This window comes from Paraburkholderia sp. MM5496-R1, assembly GCF_050436205.1.
GTDB classification, from domain to species: domain Bacteria; phylum Pseudomonadota; class Gammaproteobacteria; order Burkholderiales; family Burkholderiaceae; genus Paraburkholderia; species Paraburkholderia tuberum.
Genome location: NZ_JBNDLT010000002.1, coordinates 3695670 through 3722319 on the forward strand (window position 1 = coordinate 3695670; position 26650 = coordinate 3722319).

Here is a 26650-nt window from a genome sequence, read left to right on the forward strand (position 1 = left end):
GCTCGCGGCGGCCGCCGCAGCCCGCGGCGCTACGCGGCGGGCATGCCGCGATACAGCGCGCGCAACGTGAAAACGGCGCGCGTCGACGGAAAGAATTCAGGAATACATTAGCGAGAGCGTTATGCCCAAGCGGACAGACATCAAGAGCATCCTCATCATCGGCGCGGGTCCCATCATCATCGGTCAGGCGTGCGAGTTCGATTATTCGGGCGCGCAGGCATGCAAGGCGCTGCGTGAGGAAGGCTACAAGGTCATTCTCGTCAACAGCAATCCGGCGACGATCATGACCGACCCGAACACGGCCGACGTGACCTATATCGAGCCGATCACGTGGGAAGTGGTCGAGCGCATCATCGCGAAGGAGCGCCCGGACGCGATCCTGCCGACGATGGGCGGCCAGACAGCGCTGAACTGCGCGCTCGACCTGCACGCGCACGGCGTGCTGGCGAAGTACGAGGTCGAGCTGATCGGCGCATCGCCGGAAGCGATCGACAAAGCGGAAGACCGCCAGAAGTTCAAGGACGCGATGACCAAGATCGGCCTCGGTTCGGCCAAGTCGGGCACCGCGCATTCGATGGAAGAAGCGCTGCAGGTGCAGGCGAAGATCGCCGCCGAAACTGGCAGCGGCGGCTATCCGGTCGTGATCCGTCCGTCGTTCACGCTGGGCGGCTCGGGCGGCGGCATCGCGTACAACCGCGACGAGTTCGAAGAGATCTGCAAGCGTGGGCTCGACCTGTCGCCGACGCGCGAACTGCTGATCGAAGAGTCGCTGCTCGGCTGGAAAGAGTACGAGATGGAAGTGGTCCGCGACAAGGCGGATAACTGCATCATCGTCTGCTCGATCGAAAACCTCGACCCGATGGGCATCCACACCGGCGACTCGATCACCGTCGCGCCGGCGCAGACCCTGACCGACAAGGAGTACCAGATCCTGCGTAACGCGTCGCTCGCGGTGCTGCGCGAGATCGGCGTCGACACCGGCGGCTCGAACGTGCAGTTCTCGATCAATCCGCAAGACGGCCGCATGATCGTGATCGAAATGAACCCGCGCGTGTCGCGTTCGTCGGCGCTGGCGTCGAAGGCAACCGGCTTTCCGATCGCGAAGGTGGCGGCGAAGCTGGCGGTCGGCTACACGCTGGATGAACTCAAGAACGAAATTACCGGCGGCCAGACCCCGGCGTCGTTCGAACCGACGATCGACTACGTCGTCACGAAGATCCCGCGTTTCGCGTTCGAGAAATTCCGTGAAGCCGATTCGCGCCTGACCACGCAGATGAAGTCGGTCGGCGAAGTGATGGCGATTGGCCGCACGTTCCAGGAGTCGTTCCAGAAGGCGCTGCGCGGCCTCGAAGTCGGCGTCGACGGTCTCGATGAAAAGACCGCCAATCGCGATGAGATCATCCGCGAGATCGGCGAAGCTGGTCCGGATCGCATCTGGTATGTTGGCGACGCGTTCCGTGTGGGCATGAGCGCGCAAGAGATCTTCGAGGAAACCGCGATCGACCCGTGGTTCCTCGCGCAGATCGAACAGATCGTGCTGAAGGAAAAGGCGCTGGCAGGCCGCGCGCTGGCGAGCCTGACGAAGGAGGAGCTGAAGTATCTGAAACAGAGCGGCTTCTCGGATCGTCGTCTGGCCAAGCTGCTCGGCGCGAAGCCGGCGGACGTGCGCGCGCGTCGTATCGAGTTGAACGTGCGTCCGGTGTATAAGCGTGTCGACACCTGCGCGGCCGAGTTCGCAACCAGGACCGCGTACATGTACTCGACGTACGAGGAAGAGTGCGAAGCGAATCCGACCAGCAACAGGAAGATCATGGTGCTGGGCGGCGGCCCGAACCGGATCGGCCAGGGTATCGAGTTCGACTATTGCTGCGTGCATGCCGCGCTCGCGATGCGCGAGGACGGCTATGAAACGATCATGGTCAACTGCAACCCCGAAACCGTGTCGACCGACTACGACACCTCCGACCGTCTGTACTTCGAATCGCTGACGCTCGAAGACGTGCTCGAAATCGTCGACAAGGAAAAGCCCGTCGGCGTGATCGTGCAGTACGGCGGCCAGACGCCGCTGAAGCTCGCGCTCGACCTCGAGGCGAACGGTGTGCCGATCATCGGTACGTCGCCGGACATGATCGACGCGGCTGAAGACCGCGAGCGCTTCCAGAAGCTGCTGCAGGACCTCGGTCTGCGCCAGCCGCCGAACCGCACCGCGCGCGCCGAAGACGAAGCACTGAAGCTCGCCGACGAAATCGGCTATCCGCTCGTCGTGCGTCCGTCGTACGTGCTGGGCGGCCGCGCGATGGAAATCGTCCACGAGCCGCGAGATCTCGAGCGCTATATGCGCGAGGCGGTGAAGGTGTCGAACGACTCGCCGGTGCTGCTCGACCGCTTCCTGAACGACGCGATCGAATGCGACGTGGATTGCATTTCCGATGGCGATGCCGTGTTCATCGGCGGCGTGATGGAGCACATCGAACAGGCGGGCGTGCACTCGGGCGACTCGGCCTGCTCGCTGCCGCCGTATTCGCTATCGAAGGCGACCATCGCCGAACTGAAGCGCCAGACCGCTGCGATGGCGAAGGCGCTGAACGTGGTCGGCCTGATGAACGTGCAGTTCGCGATCCAGCAGGTACCGCGGGCTGACGGCTCGAAGGACGACATCATCTACGTGCTCGAAGTGAACCCGCGCGCGTCGCGCACGGTGCCGTACGTGTCGAAGGCGACCAGCCTGCCGCTCGCGAAGATCGCCGCGCGCGCGATGGTCGGCCAGAAGCTCGCCGCGCAAGGCGTGACGAAGGAAGTCGAGCCGCCGTACTTCAGCGTGAAGGAAGCGGTGTTCCCGTTCGTCAAGTTCCCGGCGGTCGACCCGGTGCTCGGACCTGAAATGCGTTCGACCGGCGAAGTGATGGGCGTCGGCCAGACGTTCGGCGAGGCTCTGTTCAAGTCGCAGCTCGCGGCGGGTTCGCGTCTGCCCGAATCGGGCACGGTGCTGCTGACCGTGATGGACGCCGACAAACCGAAGGCAGTCGAAGTCGCGCGCATGCTGCACGAGCTCGGCTACCCGATCGTCGCGACCAAGGGCACGGCTGCCGCGATCGAAGCGGCCGGCGTGCCAGTCAAGGTCGTCAACAAGGTGAAGGACGGCCGTCCGCACATCGTCGACATGATCAAGAACGGCGAGATCGCGCTCGTCTTCACGACCGTCGACGAAACGCGCGCGGCGATCGCCGATTCGCGTTCGATCCGCATGAGCGCGCAGGCGAACAAGGTCACCTACTACACGACGATGTCGGGCGCACGCGCGGCGGTGGAGGGTCTTCGTTATCTGAAGAACCTGGAAGTCTATGATTTACAAGGACTCCATGCTCGCCTAAACTAAGGCTTCGACTAGCTGTCCAAGATGTAAGTGCCGCGGTTAAGCGGCGTTCCGCAGGTGCTGCGGCCCGGGTTTGTCCACGGGCGGCGGCTTTCGCGGAATGCACTTAACCGCGGTGATTTTTTTTATGGCCGTTTTTTGCCTCCAGAGTTGTTTATGAGCACTATTCCATTGACGAAGCGCGGCGCAGACATGCTGCGCGATGAATTGCAGCGCCTGAAATCGGTTGAACGTCCGGCCGTGATCAACTCGATCGCGGAAGCGCGCGCCCAGGGCGATCTGTCGGAAAACGCGGAATACGACGCTGCGAAGGAAAAGCAGGGCTTCATCGAAGGCCGTATCGCCGAAATCGAGTCGAAGCTCGCGGGCGCGCAGGTGATCGATCCGTCGCAAGTGGAAGCGGACGGCCGCGTGGTGTTCGGCGCGACGCTCGAGCTCGAAGACCTCGAGTCGGGTGCGTCGGTCAAATACCAGATCGTCGGCGACGACGAAGCGGACATCGACCACGGCCTGATCTCGATCAGCTCGCCGATCGCGCGTGCGCTGATCGGCAAGTCGGAAGGCGACGTCGCGTCGGTGCAAGCGCCGGGCGGCGTGCGCGAATACGAAATCATCGCGGTCAGCTACATCTGAGGGTGGCGCCGGTGTCTTTGATGCCGCATCGTTTTTTCCGCCTGTTGACGGTGGTGTGGGTCGGTAGTCTGTTGACTATCGGCTATGCGGTTGCGCCCGTGCTGTTCACGACGCTCGACCGGATGACGGCGGGCGCCGTCGCCGCGCAGCTGTTTCGTATTCAGGGTGTGATTGGCGTCGTGTGCGGCATTTTGCTGCTCGGTCTCGCCAATTTGCTCGTGCGGCGCGGGAGTGGCGCATATCGCCGCTTGCGCTGGCTGCTCGCCGGTATGCTCGTATGCGTGCTGGTTGGCTATTTCGCGTTGCAGCCGTTCATGAACGCGATGCGCGTGGCGGCGCTCGAGGCGGGCAGCGACATCGGGCATTCCGTTTATGCGACGCGCTTCGGCATCCTGCATGGCGTGTCCAGTCTGTTCTACCTGATCGAGAGCCTGCTAGGGGTTGCGCTCGTTTGGCTGCTGCCGGCGCCTGTTGGTGCCGCGGCCGAGGAAGAGGGCGCGCGCGGCGTCACGGGCAAGGTGGCGGGCTGAAGCTCGCGGGTGGCTGATGGTGTGACGGTGCGCGTGCCATGGCCGCCGGGTCGATGCCGATGCCCGCGATGAACCTCACATTGCGACGAATCGTCGCGATTCCGGTGTCCAACTACGGTTCATTCGCGCTGCTTCGGGCCTCGCGCTCAAGGCCGCCAATGCGCAGTGCGGAGTCGGTCCGCACCTTGGGCGCGTGTTCTCTTACTTCGACTGATGCGAACGCTTCGCGCTGGTTTGACGCTTCTTCGCGGCGCTTGATGTTGCCGCCCTGCGTCACGCGTTCATTGCCGCGCACCAGCACCGCTTTCGCTCGCGGCTTGCGCATCGGCACGTCGGTCGGCTTGGCGACCTTGACGATGCGGGGTGCGCGTCCCTTGACCGGCCGGGTTTCTTCGGCTGCCGCTTCGCGGGCGCTCGGCAACGCGCCGCGCTTCGCTTTTGCCGCCGGCTGTGCCGATTCTGGCTTCCAGATCACGAGCAGCTTGCCGATATGCTGGATCGGTGCAGCGTTCAGCGCGTCGCAGATTTCTTCGTAGATAGCGATGCGCTCCTCGCGCTCATCGCCGAACACGCGAATTTTGATCAGTTGATGCGCGGCGAGGTGCACCTTGATTTCGGCGAGCACAGCGTCGGTCAAGCCTTCGGCGCCGACGAGCACGACCGGTTTGAGCGCATGTGCCTGGGAGCGCAACTCGGCGCGTTGGTCGGAAGAGACTTTGAGGGCTGGCATGGAAAGTGGAAGACTCGACTAAAATGGCGGCTCCTGCGTTTTCGTCCGATCGCCGAGCGATTCGGGCGACTCGATTCAGCAGGGCGCGCGTCAGAACAACAGAATCGCGGATCGCCGCCAGTCTGGCGGGGGCCGCGCGAATTAACCGCGTATTATCCCCTAAAGCGCGACCCGACGCAGCAATAGTTAAATCTTTAATGGCAAAAAACAAGTTCAATACCGCGTGGCTGCACGACCACATCAACGATCCGTACGTCAAAATGGCGCAGCGGGAAGGTTATCGCGCCCGCGCGGCCTACAAACTCAAGGAAATCGACGAGCAGGACAAGCTGATCCGTCCCGGGCAGGTGATCGTCGATCTCGGTTCCTCGCCGGGCAGCTGGAGCCAGTACGTGCGCAACAAGCTCGCGGGCGGCTCGCAGCGCAACGCGGAGCGCGAAGGTGGCATCGATGGCACGATCATCGCTTTGGACATTCTGCCAATGGAGCCGGTGGCCGACGTGCACTTCATCCAGGGCGATTTCCGCGAAGACTCGGTGCTGGTCCAGCTCGAAGAATTGGTCGGTGCGCGCCAGGTAGACCTTGTAATTTCGGATATGGCGCCCAACCTGTCGGGCGTGGCGATCGCGGATGCGGCGCGGATCGAGCATTTATGCGATCTCGCGCTCGAATTCGCGCAAAATCACCTGAAGCCGGATGGTGCCCTTTTAGTCAAATGCTTTCACGGCAGCGGATATAGTCAGATTGTCGAAAAGTTCAAACGCCAATTCAAGGTGGTGGCGGCCCGCAAGCCGAAGGCGTCGCGGGATAAATCGTCAGAAACATTTATTTTGGGTAAGCATCTGAAGCGTCCCGCATAGGGATGCGGCGAGCCGGTTCCATCTCTGCCAATAATGAGCCCGATGCGTCCGGAGACGGGCGTCAAGCCGGCCCGCTACCCTATTTCCGTGGTAGTGAAACCTTATGGCAGGGGTCTGCGGACTGGATTAGAATGCTTTCGTGGTGCCGCAAGGCAAATGTAGGCGCCCGTCTAAGTGAAGGAGTGGTGCTTTGAACAACAATATGTTTTCGAAAGCAGCAGTGTGGCTGGTGATCGCACTGGTGCTGTTTACGGTGTTCAAGCAGTTCGACAAGCCCCGTGTCCAGGAAGGCGTTTCCTATTCGCAGTTCATGGACGACGCGAAGAACGGCAAAGTCAAGAACGTCATTGTCCAGGGGCGGAACCTCACGGTCACTCCAGCAGACGGCCAGAAGTACCAGATCGTGTCGCCCGGCGACATCTGGATGGTCGGCGATCTGATGAAGTATGGCGTACAGGTGAGCGGCAAGGCTGACGACGAACCCAATGCACTGATGTCCGTGCTGTATTACCTCGGGCCGACGATCCTGATCATCGGTTTCTGGTTTTACATGATGCGACAGATGCAGGGGGGCGGCAAAGGCGGAGCGTTCTCGTTTGGCAAGTCGCGCGCGCGGCTGATCGACGAGAACAACAACGCAATCAATTTCACCGACGTCGCCGGTTGCGACGAAGCCAAGGAAGAAGTGTCGGAACTCGTCGACTTCCTGCGCGATCCGCAGAAATTCCAGAAGCTCGGTGGTCGTATTCCGCGCGGCGTGCTGCTCGTTGGCCCGCCGGGAACCGGTAAGACGCTGCTCGCGCGCGCCATCGCCGGCGAGGCGAAGGTGCCGTTCTTCAGCATTTCAGGTTCAGATTTCGTGGAAATGTTCGTCGGCGTCGGCGCGGCTCGCGTGCGCGACATGTTCGAGCAGGCCAAGAAGCACGCGCCGTGTATCGTGTTCATCGACGAAATCGACGCGGTCGGCCGTCATCGAGGCGCCGGCATGGGCGGCGGTAACGACGAGCGCGAACAGACGCTGAACCAGATGCTCGTCGAAATGGACGGCTTCGAGGCGAACTCGGGCGTCATCGTGATCGCCGCGACGAACCGTTCGGATGTGCTCGACAAGGCGCTGTTGCGTCCGGGCCGTTTCGACCGTCAGGTGTACGTGGGTCTGCCCGATATTCGCGGCCGCGAGCACATCATGAAGGTGCACCTGCGCAAGGTGCCGATCTCGAACGACGTCGATGCGGCAGTGATCGCGCGCGGCACGCCGGGTTTCTCGGGCGCAGATCTCGCAAACCTCGTCAACGAAGCAGCACTGTTCGCGGCGCGCCGCGGCAAGCGCATCGTCGAAATGACGGACTTCGAGGACGCGAAGGACAAGATCTTCATGGGTCCAGAGCGCAAGTCGGCTGTGATCCGCGAAGAATCGAAGCGTGCTACCGCGTATCACGAATCGGGTCATGCGGTGATCGCGAAGCTGTTGCCGAAGGCCGATCCGGTGCACAAGGTCACGATCATTCCGCGCGGTCGCGCGCTGGGCGTCACATGGCAGTTGCCGGAGCATGACAACGAAACGTACTCGAAGGAATATCTGCTCGACCGTCTTGCCATCCTGTTCGGTGGCCGCGTCGCGGAAGAGCTGTTCCTGAACCTGATCAGCACCGGTGCGTCGGACGACTTCAACAAGGCGACGCAGACGGCTCGCGCAATGGTTGCCCGCTTCGGCATGACGGATGCGCTCGGACCGATGGTCTATGTCGACGACGAGAACGACGCTTCGCCGTTCGGCCGAGGCTTCACGCGGACCATTTCGGAAGCGACGCAGCAGAAGGTCGACGCGGAGATCCGTCATGTGCTGGACGAGCAGTACAATCTCGCACGGCGCCTGCTCGAAGAGAACCGCGACAAGGTCGAAGCGATGACCGCCGCACTGATGGAGTGGGAGACGATCGACGCCGATCAGATCAACGACATCATGGCAGGCCGTCCGCCGCGTTCGCCGAAGAGCTCGCCGCCGTCGGCGAGCGACGCCTCGTCGGGCGGCAGCCCGGGCACCGAAGTCAAGCCGGGCAGCGCAACCGCGCCGGCCTGATCGGCAGCCAGTAGAAAGGGCGGGCCGGTGTGCTACACACCGGCCCGTTTTGCATTTGTCCGTTCCAAGTGAAGCATTGCTACGTGTCGAAAGTCGATTCCTCTTCCGCACCCCTTCCAGAGCCGCTGCAGTGTGGCCGCTTCAAGCTGACGTTCGAACGCCCGTTGGTCATGGGCATCCTGAACGTCACTCCCGATTCCTTTTCCGATGGCGGCAAGTTCGCGACGCGCGGCGATGCGCTGCGCCAGGCCGAGCGCATGATGCTGGAGGGCGCGGACATCATCGATATCGGCGGGGAATCGACGCGTCCTGGCGCGCCGCCGGTGCCGCTCGACGAAGAGCTGGAGCGCGTGTTGCCGCTCGTCGAGCAACTGCGTGGCGCGAACGTGCCATTGTCGGTTGATACGTACAAGCCGGAAGTGATGCGTCATGCGTTGAATGCGGGCGCCGACCTGATCAACGACATCTGGGGCTTCCGCATGCCCGGCGCGATCGACGCGGTGCGCGACAGCGACTGCGGCCTTTGTGTCATGCATATGCTAGGTGAGCCGCAGACCATGCAGGTGGGCGAGCCGCACTATGACGACGTCGTCGGCGAAGTGCGCCACTTCCTCGAGGAGCGTGTCGCGACGTTGCAGCAGGCGGGGATTGCGCGCGAGCGTATCAGCGTCGATCCGGGTTTCGGCTTCGGCAAGGTCGTCGTCGAGCATAACTACGCGCTGCTCGCGCATCTGCGCGACACGGCCCCGCGCGCCGCTTCGCCGTATCCGATTCTTGCGGGCATGTCGCGCAAGTCGATGGTTGGCGCGGTGACGGGGCGGCCGGCGCCGGAGCGCGTGGCCGGCAGCATCGCCGCGGCGGTGTGCGCGGCCGAACGAGGCGCCGCGATTCTGCGCGTACACGACGTCGCGCAAACAGTCGATGCATTGAAAGTATGGGCAACCCTGCGCGATGCGGACAAGCAGAGCCGCGCGCACGGTTGAACCCGCAGCCACAGACAGGGAGAACAAACATGGCACGTCGTTACTTCGGAACGGACGGCATTCGGGGCAAGGTCGGCGAAGGCCCGATCACGCCGGAATTCGTGTTGCGGCTCGGCTATGCGGCCGGCAAGGTGCTCGCGGGCGCCGATCAATGGGCGAAAACAGGCACCCGTCCGACCGTGCTGATCGGCAAGGACACGCGGGTGTCGGGCTACATGCTCGAAGCCGCGCTCGAATCGGGCTTCTCGGCCGCCGGCGTCGACGTGATGCTGGCCGGCCCGATGCCGACACCCGGCATCGCCTATCTGACGCGCGCACTGCGGCTTGCCGCGGGTGTCGTGATCAGCGCATCGCACAACCCGTACTACGACAACGGCATCAAGTTCTTCTCGGCCGACGGCAACAAGCTGCCGGACGACGTCGAGGCGCAGATCGAGGAGCAGCTCGAACTGCCGCTCGCGTGCGCGGCCTCCGAGCAACTGGGCAAAGCGCGCCGTCTCGATGACGCAGGTGGCCGCTACATCGAGTTCTGCAAGAGCACGTTCCCGGCCGCGTACGACCTGCGCGGCATGAAGCTCGTCGTCGATTGCGCGCATGGCGCCGCGTACGACGTCGCGCCGCACGTGTTCCATGAGCTCGGCGCGGAAGTGATCCCGATCGGCGTCTCGCCGAACGGCTTCAATATCAACGACGGCGTCGGCGCGACCGCGCCGGATGCGCTGGTTCGCGCGGTGCGCGCAAACCACGCGGACCTCGGTATCGCGCTCGATGGCGACGCCGACCGTCTGCAGGTCGTCGACGAGTCCGGCCGCCTTTTCAACGGCGACGAGCTGTTGTACGTGCTGGTCAAGGACCGTATCGCGACCGCTGGCCACGTGGAAGGAGCGGTCGGCACGCTGATGACCAACATGGCCGTGGAGGTCGCGCTGCAGAATGCCGGCGTCAAGTTCGTGCGCGCCGCGGTCGGCGACCGCTATGTGCTCGAACAGCTTCGCGAGCACGGCTGGCAGCTCGGCGCCGAAGGTTCGGGCCACATCCTGTCACTCGATCGCCATTCGACCGGCGACGGCATCGTGTCCGCTCTGCTCGTGCTGGCGGCGATGCAGCGCAGCGGCAAATCGCTCACGGATCTGCTCGACGGTGTCACCCTGTTTCCGCAGAAGCTGATCAACGTGCGCATGAAGCCCGGCTCGGACTGGAAGCGCAGCGAGACGATCCGCAGTGCGATCGAGGTGGCCGAAGGCGCGCTCGACGGCCGCGGCCGCGTGCTGATCCGCGCGTCGGGCACCGAGCCGGTACTGCGCGTGATGGTGGAGGCGCAGAACGTCGCGGACGCGCTCGAGCATTCTGAAGCGATTGCCGAAGCCGTGCGGGTAGCGACGGCCTGATCGATTCCCGAGTCGACGGCGGGCGGTGGCGACCGCTTGCCGCCTGCCTGAGCGTCGCAAGCAGAAGATTCAGCGGGCTCCATAAACTGGGCGGCCGGGCTTTCACACGCAACGAAGGCTCATTCCTCACCCCATCGAATCCCCACTCCGCAGCCGCCAAAAGGACGGCACATCCCGCACAAAAACGACCTCCGCGCGCAGCGCAAACGTTCGCGCCCCATCTTTTTTTGTCTACCTCGAAAAATGCGATGCAACGGGCATCGGCGCTGCGGCAATTCTGCGGCTTCGGCACCTTTCAATGGGTAATATTACTGTCACATCTGATTCATTATCAGTCACGTTTTTGTCATAAAGAGACCCTAAGCTTCGCGGTGTTCGAGTTTCACGCTCACACCACACGCTCACACCCCCTTGGAGGTCTCATGAAATTGATGCAAACCGTGTTCGCTGGCGTCGCTGGCGCGCTCTTCGCAATCGCAGCGCAAGCCGCAGACATCACCGGCGCGGGCAGCACGTTCGCGGCACCGATTTACACGAAGTGGGCCGACGCTTATCAGAAGACCGGCGGCGGCAAGGTTAACTACCAAGGCATCGGTTCGTCGGGCGGCATCAAGCAGATCGAGGCGAAGACCGTCGATTTCGCAGGCTCGGACGCTCCGCTGAAGGACGACGAACTCGCGAAGGCAGGCCTCTTCCAGTTCCCGACGGTGGTCGGCGGCGTGGTGCCGGCAGTCAACGTGCCGGGCGTCAAGCCGGGCGAACTGGTGCTGTCGGGTGAAGTGCTCGGCGACATCTACCTGGGCAAGATCAAGAAGTGGAACGACCCGGCAATCGTCGCGCTGAACCCGAAGGTCAAGCTGCCGGATCTGGACATCGCCGTGGTGCGCCGCGCCGACGGTTCGGGCACCAGCTTCATCTGGACGAACTACCTGTCGAAGGTCAACCCGGAATGGAAGACGAAGGTCGGTGAAGGTGCGACGGTCAACTGGCCGACCGGCACGGGCGGCAAGGGCAACGACGGCGTCGCGGCTTTCGTGCAGCGTCTGCCGGGCGCGATCGGTTACGTCGAATGGGCGTACGCCAAGCAGAACCACATGAACTACGTCGCGATGAAGAACGAATCCGGCGCGGTGGTTCAGCCGGAGACCGACACGTTCAAGGCAGCGGCGGCCGGCGCCGACTGGTCGAAGTCGTTCTATCAGATCCTGACGAACGAGCCGGGCAAGAACGCATGGCCGATCGTCGGCGCGACGTTCGTGCTGCTGCATACGACGCAGGACAAGGCACCGCAAGGCGCGGAAACGCTGAAGTTCTTCGACTGGGCGTTCAAGAACGGCGGCCAGGCTGCGAACGATCTGGACTACATCTCGCTGCCGCAGTCGGTCGTCTCGGAAATCCGCACGCAGTGGAAGCAGAAGATCAAGGATTCGGCAGGCAAGACGCTCGACGAGTAACAGGCGTAAGCTGGCGCGGTCGATCTGGGCCGCGCCCTGTAGCACCCCGGCCGTCCTCGTGCGAGGACGGCCTGTGACATTCACGCGGCATGCGCCGCATGCATCACCGACCGCCCGACATGTGTCGTCCGGCAACTGGAAACAGGTCCCTCAGGCTCTCATGTCCGATATTCATTTAGGGTCCGGCACGGGCCGGGCCACTCCGCCTGGCAGCGCGTCGCAGCAGAAAGCGCCTGGCCGCTCGGGCGATGTGATCTTCGGCGGCCTCGCACGCCTTTCCGCCATCGTCACGCTGCTGCTGCTCGGCGGCATCATCGTGTCGCTGATCGTCGCCTCGATGCCGTCGATTCGCGAGTTCGGTCTCGCGTTCCTGTGGACGGCGGTGTGGGATCCACCCAGCAAGCAATTTGGCGCGCTCGTTCCGATCTACGGCACCCTCGCGACGTCGATCATCGCTCTGCTCATCGCGGTGCCCGTCAGCTTCGGTATCGCGCTATTTCTGACCGAACTGTCGCCCGCGTGGCTGCGCCGGCCGCTCGGCATCGCGATCGAGTTGCTCGCCGCGATTCCGTCGATCGTGTACGGCATGTGGGGTCTGCTCGTGTTCGCGCCGATCTTCGCGGTGTGGTTCCAGAAGCCGCTAGGCGCGGTGCTCGGCGGCATTCCGATCGTCGGCGCGCTGTTCGCCGGTCCGCCGATTGGCATCGGCATTCTGTGCGCGGGCGTGATCCTTGCGATCATGATCATCCCGTACATCGCGGCGGTGATGCGCGACGTGTTCGAAGTGACGCCGGTGCTGCTGAAGGAATCGGCGTACGGTATCGGCTGCACGACGTGGGAAGTGATGTGGAAGATCGTGCTGCCGTTCACCAAGAGCGGTGTGATCGGCGGCATCATGCTCGGCCTCGGCCGGGCGCTGGGTGAGACGATGGCGGTCACGTTCGTAATCGGCAACACCAACCTGCTCGACAATATTTCGCTGTTTTCGCCGGGCAACAGCATCACCTCGGCGCTCGCCAACGAGTTCGCGGAAGCGGAGCCGGGCCTGCATACGTCGGCGCTGATGGAGCTCGGCCTGATCCTGTTCGTGATTACATTCATCGTGCTGGCGATTTCGAAAATCATGCTGCTGCGTCTCGAGAAAGGGGAGGGCGCGAAATGAGCGGGCCGTCCCTGAACATGCCGGGTCTGAAGGACGCCGCGACGCTCGAAACGATGCGCGTGCGTCTGCAAGGGCGCCGTCGCATGACCAACGCGCTTGCGCTGACGCTGTCGCTCGCGGCGATGGCGTTCGGCCTGCTGTGGCTCGTGTGGATTCTCTATACGACGCTGCGTCTCGGTATCGGTGGTCTGTCGATCGAACTGTTCACGCAGTCGACGCCGCCGCCGAACACCGATGGCGGCGGTCTCGCCAACGCGATCGTCGGCAGCCTGTTGCTGGTCGGGCTCGCGACCTTCGTCGGCACGCCGATCGGCATCATGGCGGGCGTCTATCTCGCCGAATACGGCCAGAAAGGCTGGCTCGCGAACCTCACGCGCTTCATCAACGACATCCTGCTGTCGGCGCCGTCGATCGTCATCGGTCTGTTCGTCTACGCGCTCGTCGTCGTGAAGATGGGCCACTTCAGCGGGTGGGCCGGCGTGCTCTCGCTGGCGCTGCTGCAGATTCCGATCGTGATTCGCACGACCGAAAACATGCTGAAGCTCGTGCCGAATGCGATGCGTGAAGCCGCGTTCGCGCTCGGCACGCCGAAGTGGAAGATGGTGCTGTCGATCACGCTGAAGGCGTCGATCGCGGGCATCGTCACCGGTGTGCTGCTCGGTGTCGCGCGAATTGCCGGCGAAACCGCACCGCTGCTCTTCACCGCTTTGTCGAACCAGTTCTTCTCGGTCGATATGGGTCAGCCGGTCGCGAACCTGCCGGTCACGATCTACAAGTTTGCGATGAGCCCGTTCGCGCAGTGGCAATCGCTCGCGTGGGCCGGCGTCTTTCTGATCACGCTCGCGGTGCTGGGACTGAACGTCCTCGCGCGCACGATCTTCTCGAACAAGTAAGGGCGGAGTGAATCCGATGAACGTAGCAGAAACCCAACTCAATCCGATCGGGCACGCAGCCGCGCCCGCGGGCTCCGACCCCGAACACAGCGCTCACGCGCAAACGCCGTCGCGTCCGAAGATCGAGGTCAAGGACCTCAACTTCTTCTACGGCAAGTATCACGCGCTGAAGAACGTCAATCTGCAGATTCCCGAAGGCAAGGTGACCGCGTTCATCGGCCCGTCGGGCTGCGGCAAGTCCACGCTGCTGCGTACCTTCAACAAGATGTACGCGCTCTATCCGGAGCAGCGCGCGGAAGGCGAGATCGTGATGGACGGCGAAAACCTGCTGACCATGCGCCAGGACATTTCGCTGCTGCGCGCGCGCATCGGCATGGTGTTCCAGAAGCCGACGCCGTTCCCGATGTCGATCTACGACAACATCGCTTTCGGCGTGAAGATGTTCGAGAAGCTGTCACGCTCGGAAATGGACGACCGCGTCGAATGGGCGCTGACCAAGGCGGCGCTGTGGAACGAAGTGAAGGACAAGCTCGGCCAGAGCGGCTACGGTTTGTCGGGCGGCCAGCAGCAGCGTCTGTGCATCGCGCGCGGTATTGCAATTCGCCCCGAAGTGCTGCTGCTCGACGAGCCCTGCTCGGCGCTCGACCCGATTTCGACGGGCCGTATCGAAGAGCTGATCGCTGAACTCAAGAGCGACTACACGGTGGTGATCGTCACGCACAACATGCAGCAGGCGGCCCGCTGTTCGGACTACACTGCCTATATGTACCTCGGCGAACTGATCGAATTCGGCGACACCGAAAAGATCTTCATCAAGCCGGTCCGCAAGGAAACCGAGGACTACATCACTGGCCGCTTCGGCTAATCCGCCGGGCAATACAACGGAGTACGACATGTCCGATAAACATCTGTCCAGCCAGTTCGACGCAGACCTGAACCTCGTTTCGTCGAAGGTGCTCGAAATGGGCGGCCTCGTCGAATCGCAGATCGTCAACGCGATGCAGGCGCTCAACGAATTCGACCTCGACATCGCCGAGCAGGTGATCGTCGCCGAAGACCGTCTGAACAAGATGGAAGTCGAGATCGACGAAGAGTGCAGCAACATCATCGCGCGCCGTCAGCCGGCCGCGCGCGATCTGCGCTTGCTGATCGCGATCTCGAAGACCATCACGAACCTCGAGCGCGCCGGCGACGAAGCCGAAAAGATCGCGAAGCGCACCAAGCGTCTGATGGAAGACGGCGCATCGCGCACCATCAACATCGCCGAGATCAAGCTGTCGGGCGAAATGGCCGTGTCGATCCTGCGCCGTGCGCTGGACGCGTTCGCGCGTCTGGACACGGTCGCCGCCGCGCAGATCGTGCGCGACGACAAGGCGATCGACGAGGAATTCCGCGCGTTCGTGCGCAAGCTGATTTCGTATATGACCGAAGATCCGCGTTCGATCTCGGTAGGCCTCGACTTCCTGTTCATCGCCAAGGCAATCGAGCGGATCGGCGACCACGCGAAGAACATCGCGGAATTCATCATCTACATCGTCAAGGGTACCGACGTGCGGCACCAGTCGCGCGACGCGCTCGAACGCGAAGCGCTCAGCTAATCCAGAGATAAGGAACAGAGGTGCCGATGCCCAGCAGCATTCTCGTCATTGAAGATGAGCCCGCCATTTCCGAACTGATTTCGGTCAATCTTCAACACGCCGGGCACTGCCCGATTCGCGCGTACAACGCGGAGCAGGCGCACAACCTGATCAGCGACGTACTGCCCGATCTCGTGCTGCTCGACTGGATGTTGCCGGGTAAATCGGGTATTTCGTTCGCGCGCGATCTGCGCAACAACGAGCGTACGAAGCATATCCCGATCATCATGCTGACCGCGCGAGGCGACGAGCAGGACAAGGTGCTCGGACTCGAGATCGGCGCCGACGACTACGTGACGAAGCCGTTCTCGCCGAAGGAACTGATGGCGCGCATCAAGGCGGTGCTGCGCCGCCGCGCGCCGCAGCTGACCGAAGACGTGGTCGCAATCAACGGCCTGAAGCTCGATCCGGCCACGCACCGCGTCGCCGCGCATGCGGAAGGCAGCGAGATCAAGCTCGATCTCGGCCCGACCGAATTCCGTCTGCTGCACTTCTTCATGACTCACCCGGAGCGCGTGCACAGCCGCACGCAACTGCTCGATCAGGTGTGGGGCGATCACGTGTTCGTCGAAGAGCGGACCGTCGACGTGCATATCAAGCGTCTGCGCGCGGCACTCAAGCCGGCCGGGTGCGATGCTATGATTGAAACGGTACGCGGCAGCGGTTACCGGCTGGCGAAGAGCGCCTGATAGCCGTCGGCGGCGCGCTGCATTGCACTGCGCTGTGCCGCCGTACCTTCCTCCTGCGCTGTATTTTCTCTTCGATCGCTAGACCATGAACATCATCTGGGCGCGCTCCATCGTGTCGGTCGTGCTGCTTGCTGTTCTGTGCGCGGTGGTCGGCGCACTGCTGAACGTCAAGGCAGGGCTCGCTCTCGCCATCGTCCTGCTGCTCGTACAGAGTGTCTTCAGTACCTTCCACAAGCAGCGTCTGTGGCGTCTGCTCGACGCGCCGGTGTACGGCGAAGTGCCGAGCGCCCCCGGCATCTGGGGCGAAATCTACTACCGTCTGCACAAGCTCGCGAAGCGCTGGCATGCCCAGGTGCGCCAGGTCGAGCAGCAGCATTCGCGTTTCATCCAGGCGATCCAGGCGTCGCCTAACGGCGTCGCGATGCTCGACGATCATGATCAGATCGAGTGGTGCAACGCGATTTCCGAAAGCCACTTTGGGCTCGATGCGAAGCGCGATCTGCGTCAGCACATCACGCATCTGGTGCGTCATCCGGATTTCGTGCGCTATCTGAATTCGCATCGGTACGAGGAAATGCTGATCATGCGCGGCATGGGCGACAAGCGCCAGAACGTGCTGTCGGTGCAGGTGTTTCCTTACGGCGACAATCGCAAGCTCGTGCTGTCGCAGGACATCACCGAACTCGAGCGCACCGATGCGATGCGGCGTGACTTCGTCGCCAACGTGTCGCACGAATTGAAAACGCCGCTCACGGTGTTGTCCGGCTTTCTCGAGACGATGCGCGAGCTGCCGTTGGGCGAAGCCGAGCGCGCGCGTTATCTCGAGCTGATGGAGCAGCAGGCGTCGCGCATGCGTCATATCGTCAGCGATCTGCTCGTGCTCGCGACGCTCGAAGGCGACAACAAGCCGCCGAGCGATCAGATGATCGACATGCGCGCGGTGTTGCGGCATCTGCATGACGACGCGCAGAGCCTGTCCAGCGATCATCACAAGATCGTCTTCGATGCCGACGAAGCGCTGACCGTCACCGGCGTCGAAACCGAGATTCTCAGCGCATTCGGCAATCTGGTGACGAACGCGATCCGCTACACGCCGGACGGCGGCTCGATCAAGGTCAACTGGCGTGCGCAGGGTGGCCATGCGGTGTTCTCGGTCACCGATAGCGGCTTCGGCATTCCGGCCGCCGATATCCCGCGGCTCACCGAGCGCTTCTATCGCGTCGATCGCAGCCGTTCGCGCGACACGGGCGGCACCGGGCTCGGTCTCGCGATCGTCAAGCACGTACTGCAACGGCACGATGCGCAACTCGACGTGAAGAGCGAAGAAGGGCGCGGCAGCACGTTCACGGTGCGCTTTCCGGTGTATCGGACGGCGCGCTGTCAAACCGCACAGGTTTGAACGCGGCAGTCGTACGACTGGTCGACGCATAAAAAAACCGCCTGAAAAAGGCGGTTTTTTTATGCGCGCGTTTCGGGTGCCCGCCATCGCGGCGAGCACCCGAAACGCGGGCGACTACGAACAGAACTTGCCGAGCAGACTCATCTGAGCATTGCGCGACGCCTTGCCCGGCCGGCGCCGGCGGTAGTGACCGTCGCTCTGCATCAACCAGGCCGACTGGTTGTCGCCGAGAAACGCCGACAGCCCTTCCGCGATCACGCGCCGCTTCAGTCGCCGGTTGTTGACCGGGAATGCGACTTCGACGCGCCGGAACAGATTGCGATCCATCCAGTCGGCGCTCGACAGATAGACCTGTTCCTTGCCGCCGTCGTAGAAGTAGTAGATGCGATGGTGTTCGAGAAAGCGCCCGACGATCGAGCGCACCGTGATGTTCTCGGAGAGCCCTTGCACGCCCGGCTGCAGCGAGCACACGCCGCGCACGATCAGATCGATCTTCACGCCGGCCTGCGATGCTTCGTACAGCTCGGCGATCACCGTCGGCTCGAGCAGCGCGTTCATCTTCGCGACGATGCGCGCCTTCTTGCCCGCGCGCGCATGCTCGGCTTCCTTGCGGATCGCGTCGACGAGCTTCGGATGCAGCGTGAACGGCGACTGCCACAGCTCGTGCAGCTTCAGCTCGCCGCCGATGCCGGTGAGCTGCTGGAACACATGGTGCACGTCCTCGCAGATCTTCTGATCGGCGGTCATCAGACCGAAATCGGTATAGAGGCGCGCGGTGCGCGGGTGATAGTTGCCCGTGCCGAGGTGCACGTAGCGCTTCAGGCTCGCCTTGCCGCCCGCCGACACGCGTCGCACGATCAGCATCATCTTCGCGTGGCACTTGTGGCCGACTACGCCGTAGACCACGTGCGCGCCGACCGCTTCGAGCTGCGAGGCCCAGTTGATGTTGGTTTCCTCGTCGAAGCGCGCGAGCAGCTCGACGACCACCGTGACTTCCTTGCCGTTGCGCGCGGCCTGCATCAGCGCATCCATCAGCGGCGAGTCGGTGCCGGTCCGATAGATGGTCTGCTTGATCGCGACCACGTTCGGGTCCTTGGCCGCCTGCAACAGCAGCTCGAGCACCGGCTGGAAGCTCTCGTACGGATGATGCAGCAGCACGTCGCCCTGATCGATCACGTCGAACATGCTCGCGCTGTTGGCGATCTGCCTCGGCGTCGACGGAATGTGCGGCACGAACTTCAGATCCGGCCGGTCGACCATCTCGGGCAGCTGCATCAGCCGCACCAGATTGACGGGGCCGTTCACGTAGTAGCAGTCCTTGTTCGACAGACCGCTTTCGTCGAGCAGGCGCCGCACCACATGCGTGGGCGTTTCCGCCGACACTTCGAGCCGCACCGCATTGCCCAGATGCCGCGCCGGCAGTTCGCCCTGCAACGCGACGCGCAGATTGGTGATTTCGTCTTCGTCGACGAACAGCTCGCTGTTGCGCGTGATGCGAAACTGATTGCAGCTGCGCACGAAGAGATTCGGAAACAGCTCGCCGACAAAGTGTTGGAGCAGCGAGCTCAGCAGCACGAAGCCATGCGGATAACCCGACAGCTCCTGCGGCATGCGCACGAGTCGCGGCAGCGCGCGCGGCGCCTGCACGATGCCCATCATCGCCTGACGGCCGAACGCGTCCTTGCCCTCGAGCTCGACGACGAAGTTCAGGCTCTTGTTCAGCACGCGCGGAAACGGATGCGCGGGGTCGAGACCGATCGGCGTGAGCACCGGCAGCAGTTCGTTGAAGAAGTAGTTGCGCGCCCATTCGGTCTGCGCGTCGCTCCAGGCTTCGTTGCCGTGGAAATAGATGCCTTCCTGTTCGAGCGCGGTGAGCACCGTGTCGTGCAGCATCGTGTACTGGCGATGCACGAGCTTCTGCGCACGTTCGACCACGAGGTCGTACATGTGAAGCAGCGACATGCCGTCGGGCGACAATGCGCCGGGGTTGTCGCCCATCTGTTCCTGAAGCCCGGCCATGCGGACTTCGAAGAATTCGTCGAGGTTGCTACTGGTGATGCAGATAAAGCGGAGACGTTCGAGCAAGGGGACGGCGGGATCGGCGGCTTGCGCCAACACACGCTCGTTGAAACCCAGAATGCCCAGCTCGCGATTCAATAGGGGATAGCGGACGGACATCGGCGGCGAGATTGGAATGTCTGAAATGGAGACGGAAAGACGCTCGGAAATTCTCACGGTTTGATGACGTCCTGATGACATCGGCGATGTTTTTAACATTTTATGCCGCAATCGTCGTCTGTCGTCAATATGACGCGCTACCTATGCGACGATACCGAACTCCCTGCGCCGCGAGGTGACACCGTGAAGGCTGCTACGCTTAGAATGGCGTCTTTGAACAGTGCGGCTGGACGCGACGCGCACCATGCGCCGAAGGCGCCGGGCAGGCGCGTGGCGCTGCCGGAGTCCGCCGCCACGCCCTCGGCCGCAGCCGCGGCGCTCGCGCGCATGGAGTACGCTTACCCGATGGTCAATATTCCTCATCTCCTCGCCGCCGTCGATCTCGGTTCGAACAGCTTCCGGCTCATCGTGGGCCGGGTCGAGGAAACCGACGCGGGCAGCCAGATCTATCAGGTCGACGCCTTGCGCGAGCCGGTGCGGCTCGCGGCCGGGCTATCGAGCGACAAGATGCTCGATCGCGCATCGCAGGTGCGTGGCTGGGACGCGCTGAAGCGCTTCGGCGAGCGGTTGCGCGATTTTCATCCGGACCACGTGCGCGCGGTCGCGACCAATACGCTGCGCATCGCGAAGAATGCGGGCGAATTTCTCGGCGAAGCGCAGGCCGCGCTCGGTTTTCCGATCGAAGTGATCGCCGGGCGCGAGGAAGCGCGCCTGATTTATGCGGGCGCCGCGCACTCGGTGCCGGCGAGCGCGGGCAAGCGGCTCGTCGTCGATATCGGCGGTGGCTCGACGGAATTCATCATCGGCTCGCACTACACGCCGATCATGATGGAGAGCTTGTATATCGGCTGCGTGAGCCATAGCCGCGCGTTTTTCCCGGCCGGCAACGTCGACGAGTACACGATGCGCCAGGCCGAGCTCGCCGCGCGCCGCGAAATCCAGATCATTTCCGCCGAATACAAGAAGACCGGCTGGGAGCAGGCGATCGGCTCGTCGGGCACCGCGCGCGCGCTCGCCGAACTGGTCGAGGCGAACAATTTCAACGATGCGGGCGTCACCCACGGCATTTCGCGCGGCGGCCTCGAGCGGCTCAAGCGCGCGCTGATCAAGGCCGAAAACGTCAACCGGCTGAAACTGATTGCGCTGAAGAGCGACCGCGTGCCGGTGCTCGCGGGCGGGCTGTCGATCATGATCGCGGTGTTCGACGAACTGGGCGTCGACTATGTCGACACCACCGACGGCGCGCTGCGCCTCGGCGTCATGTACGACCTGCTCGGCCGTTCGCAGCACGAGGACATGCGTACGGTGACGGTCGAGGGCTTCATGCGCCGCTATGGCGTCGATCGCCCGCAGGCGGGGCGCATCCGCGATCTGTCGACGAGCTTCTACGACCAGTTCGTCGAACCGGACGAGGAACGCCGCGCGGAAAACCGCATGTTCATCGGCTGGGCGGCGTCGCTGCACGAAATCGGGCTGTCGATCTCGCATAGCGCGTATCACAAACACTCGGCTTATATCGCGAGCAATGCCGATATGCCGGGCTTTTCGCGTACCGACCAGGCGCGCCTCGCCGCGCTCGTGCTCGGCCACGCGGGCAAGCTCGGCAAGCTGTCGCAGACGCGCGACGTCGAATGGCCGCTGCTGTTCTGTCTGCGGCTCGCGGCGTTGCTGTGCCGTCGACGCGCGGACGTCGGCTTGCCGGGCATCACGGTTGCTCAGGCGAACAGCGGTTACGAGGTGCGTTTGCCGAACGAGTGGGTCGCCAACAATCCGTTGACGGATTACAGCCTGATCCAGGAGGCGGCGGAGTGGGAGAAAGTCGGGATTCCGTACCGTGTCGTTTATACGGACGATTGACGCGATGCGGATCGACGCACGCGTCGATCCGCGGCGTGTGCACGAACAAAAAAGCCCTGCAAATGCAGGGCTTTTTCGTATCTCGGCGCAGCTTATCGCGGCAACGCATCGCCGAGGAAGTGCCGCGCATAGCGCGCGTTGATATCGGACAGACGGAACAGCGTCAGGAAATCCGCGGTATTGAAGTCGGGGTCCCACGCCGGTGCGCCGCAAATCTTCGCGCCGAGACGCAAGTAGCCCTTCACGAGCGGGGGCGGCGCGACGGCGGCACCCGTCTGCAGTTCGTCGACCGGCAGCGGCGTATGCGGGAACGCGCGATATTCGGGCGCGGTCAGCGCGTTGTCGCGCAGCGAGCAATACAGGTTCGCCGCATAGTGGCCGCCGTCGGCCATCGCGACGCTCGCGCAGCCGAGCATCGTCTCGTAGCCGTTGTGCTTCATGTACGCGGCGAGCCCAGCCCATAGCGACATGATCACCGAGCCGCTGCGATAGTCCGGATGCACGCACGAGCGGCCGACCTCGACCATCTTCGCGCGCAGATGCGTGAGACGCGACACGTCGAACTCGCTTTCCGCATATAGACGGCCGATGCGCGCGGCCTGATGCGGCGGCAGAGCGCGATACGTGCCGACTACTTTCAACGTGTCGAGATCGCGTACCAGCAAATGGTCGCAGTACGAATCGAAGGCATCGACGTCGAGGCCCGCGGGGCCGCTGAGGCGTGCGCCCATTTCGTCGGCGAAGACGCGATAGCGTAGACGCTGCGCTTCACGCAGCTCTTCGTCGGTACGCGCCCACGACACTTGCAGGCGATGCTGCGCGGTGACCGTTTCCTCGGCGCGCGGCAGACGGCGCGGTTCGAAAAGCGAGGTGAAGGGCAGGGTGGGCGTCGGCAGTTCTCGCATTGGCTGTCCTGGTCGAAAAGAGTGAGGATTTCTTTTTTCGCCAATGTAGTAACGCGCGGTGACGCTCGCATGGCAAAGCCGTGACGATTGGATGACTGCCCGTAAGCCCTCGCGTGGGTGCCTGTAATGTCGGAGGCGTGGCGCGACACGCGCGCTCAGATCAGATCGGGGCTGATGGCGGCGCGCAACACCGCCTCATCTTCGCCGTTGCGCTCGCGGCTCTCGATCCACCAGATGCCGGCTTTTTTCAGTGGCCAGCTCGCGCGGCTGTCGCCGAGCAGTTGCGCGGCGACGTGGCCGAGCGTCGGTTGATGGCCGACGATCACGACGGTTTGCGCGATGCCGCCGGGCCAGCCGGCCGCTTCCAGGACGTCGTTCGCGCTCGCGTTCGGCGCCAGTTCGCGCACGACGCGGTACTGGTCGCTCAACGTCTCGGCGGTCTGGATGGTGCGCACGGCGGGGCTCGCGAGTATGACCGCGTCGTCGGGCAAACGGGCGCGCAGCCATTTCGCGGCGTTCTGCGCCTGCTTGCGGCCGCGCGTGGTGAGCGCGCGGGAGAGATCGCTCGCGGCGACATCTTCTGCTTCGGCGTGACGCCAGAGGATCAGGTCCATGGGAGTCTCCTTTTTGAGCGGCTTGGGATGGCGTTGCGGCGGGCTTGCGCGTCTTCGCGGCGAGGTACCTGCCTCAAGCACTGTCGCATGCGCAGGTGATGATTTGCAAGGCGAGTGCCTGACGGGTCGGCTGTCGGCGTCCACGTGAACGCGAGCCAAAAAAGCAAAAACCCGCGAAGCCGGAGGCTTCGCGGGTTTCGAGCTGCTTTTCGTGGTCGGAGCGATAGGATTCGAACCTACGACCCTCTGATCCCAAATCAGATGCGCTACCAGGCTGCGCTACGCTCCGACGAATCCGAGAGTATAGGGGGTGCGGGCAGGAGCGTCAATCCCTTGGCGGCACCAAAACCGCACGGGCAACGACGTTCACCATAGCGGGCTCGCGGTGGGCTATATACGCCCCATCAACAGCAGAACGATCACGATGATCAGCACGACGCCGACGAGTCCAGTCGGCCGATAGCCCCAGCCGCTGCTATACGGCCAGCTTGGCAACGCGCCGATCAGCAGCACGATGAGCACGATTAGCAGGATGGTTCCGACGGTCATGGCGTTCTCCTTGTTGAGGGGGCCGCGAAATCGCTGGCCGCATCTTCACGCTGGTTTGGCGCGCGCGCCGCAACAATCGACGCGCGTGTCGCGCGTCTGTTGCTGGATCGGAACCAGCAAGGCATGTGCCTATCACCCGTTAAGCTCGATGCAGTGAGGCCTTGGACGAAAGCGCAGAAGGAGAGAGCGACGCAGGAAGCGTCGTCGTTCGATGTAGGTATGCCCAAAGAACCGGAAAGGCGTTGCGCACGTCCAGCGGACCTCGATGCGCGCAGGCGCCGCAACGCCGGTCAATGCGTCATCGAGCGGACGCGCGACTGACGCACCGTGACATGCCGGTGCCGCGGGCAGAGGCCATTCGGTCAGAGTCGAAGATCACCCGCATCAATGCACCCGCATCAATGCCTTGGACGCCTCCAATGCGGCATATGTAGATGCTGATGCGTCCAGTGGTGCAGCATGCCCTCGCCATCGTGTTCACGCCGGTAGGCCCGCGATTCGAAGATCGACAACGCCGCCAGCACGATCAGGCCTATTGCGAGCCCGATCAGGCCCGCGATCGATTCACCGTCCATGGCAGTCTCCCGGTAGGTTCAGCCATGAACCCATAGTAGCGCAGGTCCGGCGAAATCTCACGAACTGGAACGGGCGACGCACGAGGTGTGTGATGGCGTCGCCGAACGCGCTTTGCGGTTAGACTCTCGGCGCGATGGCGGACGTCCGCCATCGCTTTGTCCCGGAGACGATTGCAAAATGACCCGCGTTCTGACTCTTGCCTTGCTGTTGTGCGCCGGCGTCGCCGGCTGTGCGGACAATCCGTCCGCGCATCGCGGCAGCCCACCACATGATCCCGCCGACTACCACGGCGTGCCCACCGACGATCGGCCGCCCGCGATGGTGCCCGCGCCCGTCGCGCAGTGAGCGCTCGTTGAAGTGAAAACGAGCGGGTGCGCAGCGCACCGCGCTAGGCAGCCGCAATCCCATGCGACACGCCCGGCAGGTAACGCGCGAGCGTTGCGCCACGCGTGGCCATGAAGATCAGCAGCGCGATCCACAGCCCGTGATTGCCGTGCCACGCGAGCAATGCCGACGACGCCGCCACGAACACCGCAAGCGACACCGCCATCGACATCATCAGCTCGCGCGTTCGCGTCGCGCCGATGAACACGCCGTCGAGCAGGAAGCCCCACACCGAAATGACCGGCGACAGCGCCGCCCACGGCAGATAGGTTTCGGCCGCGGCACGCACGGCGGCCTGATCGGTCAGCCGCTCGATGATCCACGCGCCCGCGCCCCAGTACACGCACGAGAAGCCGATCGCGCCGAGCGCCGACCACAGCGCGGTGACCTTGACCGCCTGCGCGAACGCGTGACGATCGCGCGCACCGATCGCCGCGCCGACCAGCGCCTCGGCCGCGTGCGCGAAACCGTCGAGCCCGTACGCCATGAAGGTCTGGAAATTGAGTAGCAATGCATTCGCGGCGAGCGTCGCGTCGCCTTGCCGCGCGCCGAGATGCGCGAACCAGCCGAACGACGACAGCAGGCACAGCGTGCGCACGAAGATGTCGCGATTGAGCACGACGAGCCGCTTCAGCGCGGCGGCGTCGAACAAGGCGGCGCGATTCAGCGCGGGCAGGCCGCGCGGCCTGCCGTGCCATAGCAGGGCGAGCCCGAGCACGAAGCCGAGCGCGTCGGCGGTCGCGGTAGCCGCACCGATGCCGGCCACGCCCCAATGAAACGCGTACACGTACAGCAGCACCGCGGCGATGTTCACGCTGTTGATGAAGACCTGCGACAGCAATGCGAGCCGCACCTGCTGCGTGCCGAGCAGCCAGCCGAGTATCACGTAGTTGCCGAGCGCGAGCGGCGCGGCCCAGATGCGCGCGTGGCAATAAACCTGCGCGTGCCGCTGCACGGCGTCGCTGCCGCCGATCGCCCGCAGCGCATAGTCGATCAGCGGTTGCTGCACGAGCAGCACCAGTGCGCCGATCGCGGCCGCCATCAGCAGTGCGCGCACGACGGTGTTGCGCAACTCGTCGCTGCGGCCCGCGCCGTGCGCCTGCGCGACGAGGCCGGTCGTGCCCATGCGCAGGAAGCCGAAGCCCCAGAACACGAAGTTGAAGAAGAGGCCGCCGAGCGCGACGCCGCCGAGGTAAGAGGCGCTGTCCAGATGACCAGCGACGGCGGTGTCGACCGCGCCGAGGATCGGTTGCGTCAGATTCGCGAGGACGATCGGCAACGCGAGCGCGAGCACCCGGCGATGCCAGCGCACCGGCAGCGCGGGCGCGCTGGCTGGGTGTGAGGCGGTTTCGGATCGCGCGGCGGGGGGCATACCGGCATCGGGCATACCGGCATCGGGCGTCCTCGCGTCGTTCAAGAGCGCTCCTGCACGCACACCCAAGGAGAGACGACGACGGCCCACAGCTCGGGGTCGCGCGCGGCGAAATCGGCGGCCGTCTCCGACTGAACGCGCACGACGAGGCCGGAGGACAACCATTGGGCGACCCGGGTGGTGTCGTCGTTGGCGATTGCCTCGGCGACGCTCACGAGATCGAGGTCGCGCGCGACGTGCAGCAGTATGCCGCGCGCAAAAAAACGTTCGAGTTCGCTCCAGCCGATCTTGGCGGTTTCGCCGAGCAGCTTCGCATAAAGGGGGCTTTGGGAGGCGTCGTTGGAAGTCATCGTGGACAGGGTCGGACGGGGCCGTCACTATAAACTATTGGCAAGGACCGGCGG

The 26650-nt window shown here is 63.6% G+C and carries 23 protein-coding genes, 1 tRNA gene and 1 pseudogene; 16 read left to right on the plus strand and 9 right to left on the minus strand.

Going from position 1 to position 26650, the window contains the following annotated elements; all coding sequences use genetic code 11:
* Nucleotides 1-121 precede the first annotated feature (121 nt).
* The 3 genes from carB to OKW38_RS24290 all read left to right on the plus strand — a co-directional run bounded on the left by carB (nt 122) and on the right by OKW38_RS24290 (nt 4536).
* Nucleotides 122-3376 (plus strand): carbamoyl-phosphate synthase large subunit, encoded by a 3255-nt coding sequence (gene carB, locus OKW38_RS24280; RefSeq protein ID WP_429363364.1) that lies wholly within the window; start codon nt 122-124, stop codon nt 3374-3376.
* Nucleotides 3377-3529: 153 nt separating this feature from the next.
* On the plus strand, nt 3530-4006 hold the full coding sequence (greA, locus tag OKW38_RS24285) for a transcription elongation factor GreA (protein WP_026225947.1): 477 nt from the start codon (nt 3530-3532) through the stop codon (nt 4004-4006).
* Between the two features lie 20 nt (nt 4007-4026).
* A complete protein-coding gene (locus OKW38_RS24290) occupies nt 4027-4536 on the plus strand; it encodes a DUF4149 domain-containing protein (RefSeq protein WP_026225946.1) in 510 nt (169 codons plus the stop codon).
* Nucleotides 4537-4737: 201 nt separating this feature from the next.
* On the opposite strand, the pseudogene OKW38_RS24295 reads toward OKW38_RS24290, so the two are convergent.
* Nucleotides 4738-5266, minus strand: a pseudogene (locus tag OKW38_RS24295) (YhbY family RNA-binding protein).
* 197 nt (nt 5267-5463) lie between these two features.
* Here OKW38_RS24295 and OKW38_RS24300 point away from each other — a divergent pair.
* From OKW38_RS24300 to phoR, 11 genes are all read left to right on the plus strand, one after another.
* A complete protein-coding gene (locus OKW38_RS24300; RefSeq protein WP_184028328.1) occupies nt 5464-6126 on the plus strand; it encodes an RlmE family RNA methyltransferase in 663 nt (220 codons plus the stop codon).
* 190 nt (nt 6127-6316) lie between these two features.
* Nucleotides 6317-8206 (plus strand): ATP-dependent zinc metalloprotease FtsH, encoded by a 1890-nt coding sequence (gene ftsH / locus OKW38_RS24305; protein WP_018421239.1) that lies wholly within the window; start codon nt 6317-6319, stop codon nt 8204-8206.
* Nucleotides 8207-8376: 170 nt separating this feature from the next.
* Nucleotides 8377-9189 (plus strand): dihydropteroate synthase, encoded by an 813-nt coding sequence (folP, locus tag OKW38_RS24310; protein ID WP_187610943.1) that lies wholly within the window; start codon nt 8377-8379, stop codon nt 9187-9189.
* Nucleotides 9190-9218: 29 nt separating this feature from the next.
* A complete protein-coding gene (gene glmM / locus OKW38_RS24315) occupies nt 9219-10577 on the plus strand; it encodes a phosphoglucosamine mutase (protein ID WP_429363365.1) in 1359 nt (452 codons plus the stop codon).
* A 422-nt stretch (nt 10578-10999) separates the two neighbouring features.
* Nucleotides 11000-12031, plus strand: coding sequence for a phosphate ABC transporter substrate-binding protein PstS (gene pstS, locus OKW38_RS24320; RefSeq protein WP_090801106.1), 1032 nt, complete (start codon nt 11000-11002; stop codon nt 12029-12031).
* Between the two features lie 160 nt (nt 12032-12191).
* Nucleotides 12192-13193 (plus strand): phosphate ABC transporter permease PstC, encoded by a 1002-nt coding sequence (gene pstC / locus OKW38_RS24325; protein WP_429335055.1) that lies wholly within the window; start codon nt 12192-12194, stop codon nt 13191-13193.
* On the plus strand, nt 13190-14086 hold the full coding sequence (pstA, locus tag OKW38_RS24330; RefSeq protein WP_187610850.1) for a phosphate ABC transporter permease PstA: 897 nt from the start codon (nt 13190-13192) through the stop codon (nt 14084-14086). The genes pstC and pstA overlap by 4 nt, the downstream gene beginning before the upstream one ends.
* Nucleotides 14087-14102: 16 nt before the next feature.
* Nucleotides 14103-14951 carry a phosphate ABC transporter ATP-binding protein PstB gene (gene pstB, locus OKW38_RS24335; RefSeq protein WP_090801100.1) on the plus strand — a complete coding sequence of 283 codons (849 nt, stop codon included), beginning with the start codon at nt 14103-14105 and terminating at the stop codon, nt 14949-14951.
* A 28-nt stretch (nt 14952-14979) separates the two neighbouring features.
* Nucleotides 14980-15684 carry a phosphate signaling complex protein PhoU gene (gene phoU / locus OKW38_RS24340; RefSeq protein WP_027198295.1) on the plus strand — a complete coding sequence of 235 codons (705 nt, stop codon included), beginning with the start codon at nt 14980-14982 and terminating at the stop codon, nt 15682-15684.
* A 26-nt stretch (nt 15685-15710) separates the two neighbouring features.
* Nucleotides 15711-16412, plus strand: a complete 702-nt coding sequence (phoB, locus tag OKW38_RS24345; protein WP_008922879.1) for a phosphate regulon transcriptional regulator PhoB — start codon at nt 15711-15713, stop codon at nt 16410-16412.
* A gap of 85 nt (nt 16413-16497) precedes the next feature.
* Complete coding sequence (gene phoR, locus OKW38_RS24350; RefSeq protein ID WP_090801098.1) at nt 16498-17811, plus strand: phosphate regulon sensor histidine kinase PhoR; 1314 nt, start codon at nt 16498-16500, stop codon at nt 17809-17811.
* Nucleotides 17812-17925: 114 nt separating this feature from the next.
* On the opposite strand, the gene ppk1 is transcribed toward phoR, so the two are convergent.
* The gene (gene ppk1 / locus OKW38_RS24355; protein ID WP_090801097.1) at nt 17926-19989 is read right to left on the minus strand and encodes a polyphosphate kinase 1; all 2064 of its coding nucleotides are present in this window, start codon (nt 19987-19989) and stop codon (nt 17926-17928) included.
* A 204-nt stretch (nt 19990-20193) separates the two neighbouring features.
* Here ppk1 and ppx point away from each other — a divergent pair, with 204 nt between their 5' ends.
* Nucleotides 20194-21846 carry an exopolyphosphatase gene (ppx, locus tag OKW38_RS24360; protein WP_429335053.1) on the plus strand — a complete coding sequence of 551 codons (1653 nt, stop codon included), beginning with the start codon at nt 20194-20196 and terminating at the stop codon, nt 21844-21846.
* 92 nt (nt 21847-21938) lie between these two features.
* Here the strand turns inward: ppx and OKW38_RS24365 are convergent, their stop codons facing one another.
* The 5 genes from OKW38_RS24365 to OKW38_RS24385 form a co-directional block, all read right to left on the minus strand.
* A complete protein-coding gene (locus OKW38_RS24365; RefSeq protein WP_090801095.1) occupies nt 21939-22751 on the minus strand; it encodes a GNAT family N-acetyltransferase in 813 nt (270 codons plus the stop codon).
* A gap of 155 nt (nt 22752-22906) precedes the next feature.
* On the minus strand, nt 22907-23365 hold the full coding sequence (locus tag OKW38_RS24370; RefSeq protein ID WP_018421227.1) for a SixA phosphatase family protein: 459 nt from the start codon (nt 23363-23365) through the stop codon (nt 22907-22909).
* Nucleotides 23366-23577: 212 nt separating this feature from the next.
* Nucleotides 23578-23654 (minus strand) — tRNA-Pro (locus tag OKW38_RS24375).
* Nucleotides 23655-23755: 101 nt separating this feature from the next.
* Nucleotides 23756-23914 carry a DUF3309 family protein gene (locus tag OKW38_RS24380; protein WP_429335052.1) on the minus strand — a complete coding sequence of 53 codons (159 nt, stop codon included), beginning with the start codon at nt 23912-23914 and terminating at the stop codon, nt 23756-23758.
* A 398-nt stretch (nt 23915-24312) separates the two neighbouring features.
* Entirely contained in the window at nt 24313-24489 is a 177-nt protein-coding gene (locus OKW38_RS24385) for a hypothetical protein (protein WP_368595306.1), read from the minus strand.
* A gap of 178 nt (nt 24490-24667) precedes the next feature.
* On the opposite strand from OKW38_RS24385, the gene OKW38_RS24390 reads away from it, so the two are divergent.
* Nucleotides 24668-24835, plus strand: a complete 168-nt coding sequence (locus tag OKW38_RS24390; RefSeq protein ID WP_167368601.1) for a hypothetical protein — start codon at nt 24668-24670, stop codon at nt 24833-24835.
* Nucleotides 24836-24878: 43 nt separating this feature from the next.
* Here the strand turns inward: OKW38_RS24390 and OKW38_RS24395 are convergent, their stop codons facing one another.
* Nucleotides 24879-26261 carry an MATE family efflux transporter gene (locus tag OKW38_RS24395; RefSeq protein ID WP_429363809.1) on the minus strand — a complete coding sequence of 461 codons (1383 nt, stop codon included), beginning with the start codon at nt 26259-26261 and terminating at the stop codon, nt 24879-24881.
* A gap of 26 nt (nt 26262-26287) precedes the next feature.
* Nucleotides 26288-26596 carry a DUF2288 domain-containing protein gene (locus OKW38_RS24400; RefSeq protein WP_090801091.1) on the minus strand — a complete coding sequence of 103 codons (309 nt, stop codon included), beginning with the start codon at nt 26594-26596 and terminating at the stop codon, nt 26288-26290.
* Nucleotides 26597-26650: the final 54 nt, after the last annotated feature.

Excerpts from the sequence above, each read along its gene's own strand:
- pstS (WP_090801106.1), top strand. The coding sequence starts at position 11,000 with ATGAAATTGATGCAAACCGTGTTCGCTGGCGTCGCTGGCGCGCTCTTC.
- ppx (WP_429335053.1), top strand. The coding sequence starts at position 20,194 with ATGGCGTCTTTGAACAGTGCGGCTGGACGCGACGCGCACCATGCGCCG.
- ppk1 (WP_090801097.1), bottom strand. The coding sequence starts at position 19,989 with ATGTCCGTCCGCTATCCCCTATTGAATCGCGAGCTGGGCATTCTGGGT.
- OKW38_RS24380 (WP_429335052.1), bottom strand. The coding sequence starts at position 23,914 with ATGACCGTCGGAACCATCCTGCTAATCGTGCTCATCGTGCTGCTGATC.
- OKW38_RS24300 (WP_184028328.1), top strand. The coding sequence starts at position 5,464 with ATGGCAAAAAACAAGTTCAATACCGCGTGGCTGCACGACCACATCAAC.
- phoU (WP_027198295.1), top strand. The coding sequence starts at position 14,980 with ATGTCCGATAAACATCTGTCCAGCCAGTTCGACGCAGACCTGAACCTC.
- phoR (WP_090801098.1), top strand. The coding sequence starts at position 16,498 with ATGAACATCATCTGGGCGCGCTCCATCGTGTCGGTCGTGCTGCTTGCT.
- pstC (WP_429335055.1), top strand. The coding sequence starts at position 12,192 with ATGTCCGATATTCATTTAGGGTCCGGCACGGGCCGGGCCACTCCGCCT.
- pstB (WP_090801100.1), top strand. The coding sequence starts at position 14,103 with ATGAACGTAGCAGAAACCCAACTCAATCCGATCGGGCACGCAGCCGCG.
- glmM (WP_429363365.1), top strand. The coding sequence starts at position 9,219 with ATGGCACGTCGTTACTTCGGAACGGACGGCATTCGGGGCAAGGTCGGC.
- OKW38_RS24290 (WP_026225946.1), top strand. The coding sequence starts at position 4,027 with ATGCCGCATCGTTTTTTCCGCCTGTTGACGGTGGTGTGGGTCGGTAGT.
- OKW38_RS24390 (WP_167368601.1), top strand. The coding sequence starts at position 24,668 with ATGACCCGCGTTCTGACTCTTGCCTTGCTGTTGTGCGCCGGCGTCGCC.
- OKW38_RS24365 (WP_090801095.1), bottom strand. The coding sequence starts at position 22,751 with ATGCGAGAACTGCCGACGCCCACCCTGCCCTTCACCTCGCTTTTCGAA.
- carB (WP_429363364.1), top strand. The coding sequence starts at position 122 with ATGCCCAAGCGGACAGACATCAAGAGCATCCTCATCATCGGCGCGGGT.
- OKW38_RS24400 (WP_090801091.1), bottom strand. The coding sequence starts at position 26,596 with ATGACTTCCAACGACGCCTCCCAAAGCCCCCTTTATGCGAAGCTGCTC.
- OKW38_RS24370 (WP_018421227.1), bottom strand. The coding sequence starts at position 23,365 with ATGGACCTGATCCTCTGGCGTCACGCCGAAGCAGAAGATGTCGCCGCG.
- OKW38_RS24385 (WP_368595306.1), bottom strand. The coding sequence starts at position 24,489 with ATGGACGGTGAATCGATCGCGGGCCTGATCGGGCTCGCAATAGGCCTG.
- folP (WP_187610943.1), top strand. The coding sequence starts at position 8,377 with ATGGGCATCCTGAACGTCACTCCCGATTCCTTTTCCGATGGCGGCAAG.
- phoB (WP_008922879.1), top strand. The coding sequence starts at position 15,711 with ATGCCCAGCAGCATTCTCGTCATTGAAGATGAGCCCGCCATTTCCGAA.
- OKW38_RS24395 (WP_429363809.1), bottom strand. The coding sequence starts at position 26,261 with ATGCCCGATGCCGGTATGCCCCCCGCCGCGCGATCCGAAACCGCCTCA.
- pstA (WP_187610850.1), top strand. The coding sequence starts at position 13,190 with ATGAGCGGGCCGTCCCTGAACATGCCGGGTCTGAAGGACGCCGCGACG.
- greA (WP_026225947.1), top strand. The coding sequence starts at position 3,530 with ATGAGCACTATTCCATTGACGAAGCGCGGCGCAGACATGCTGCGCGAT.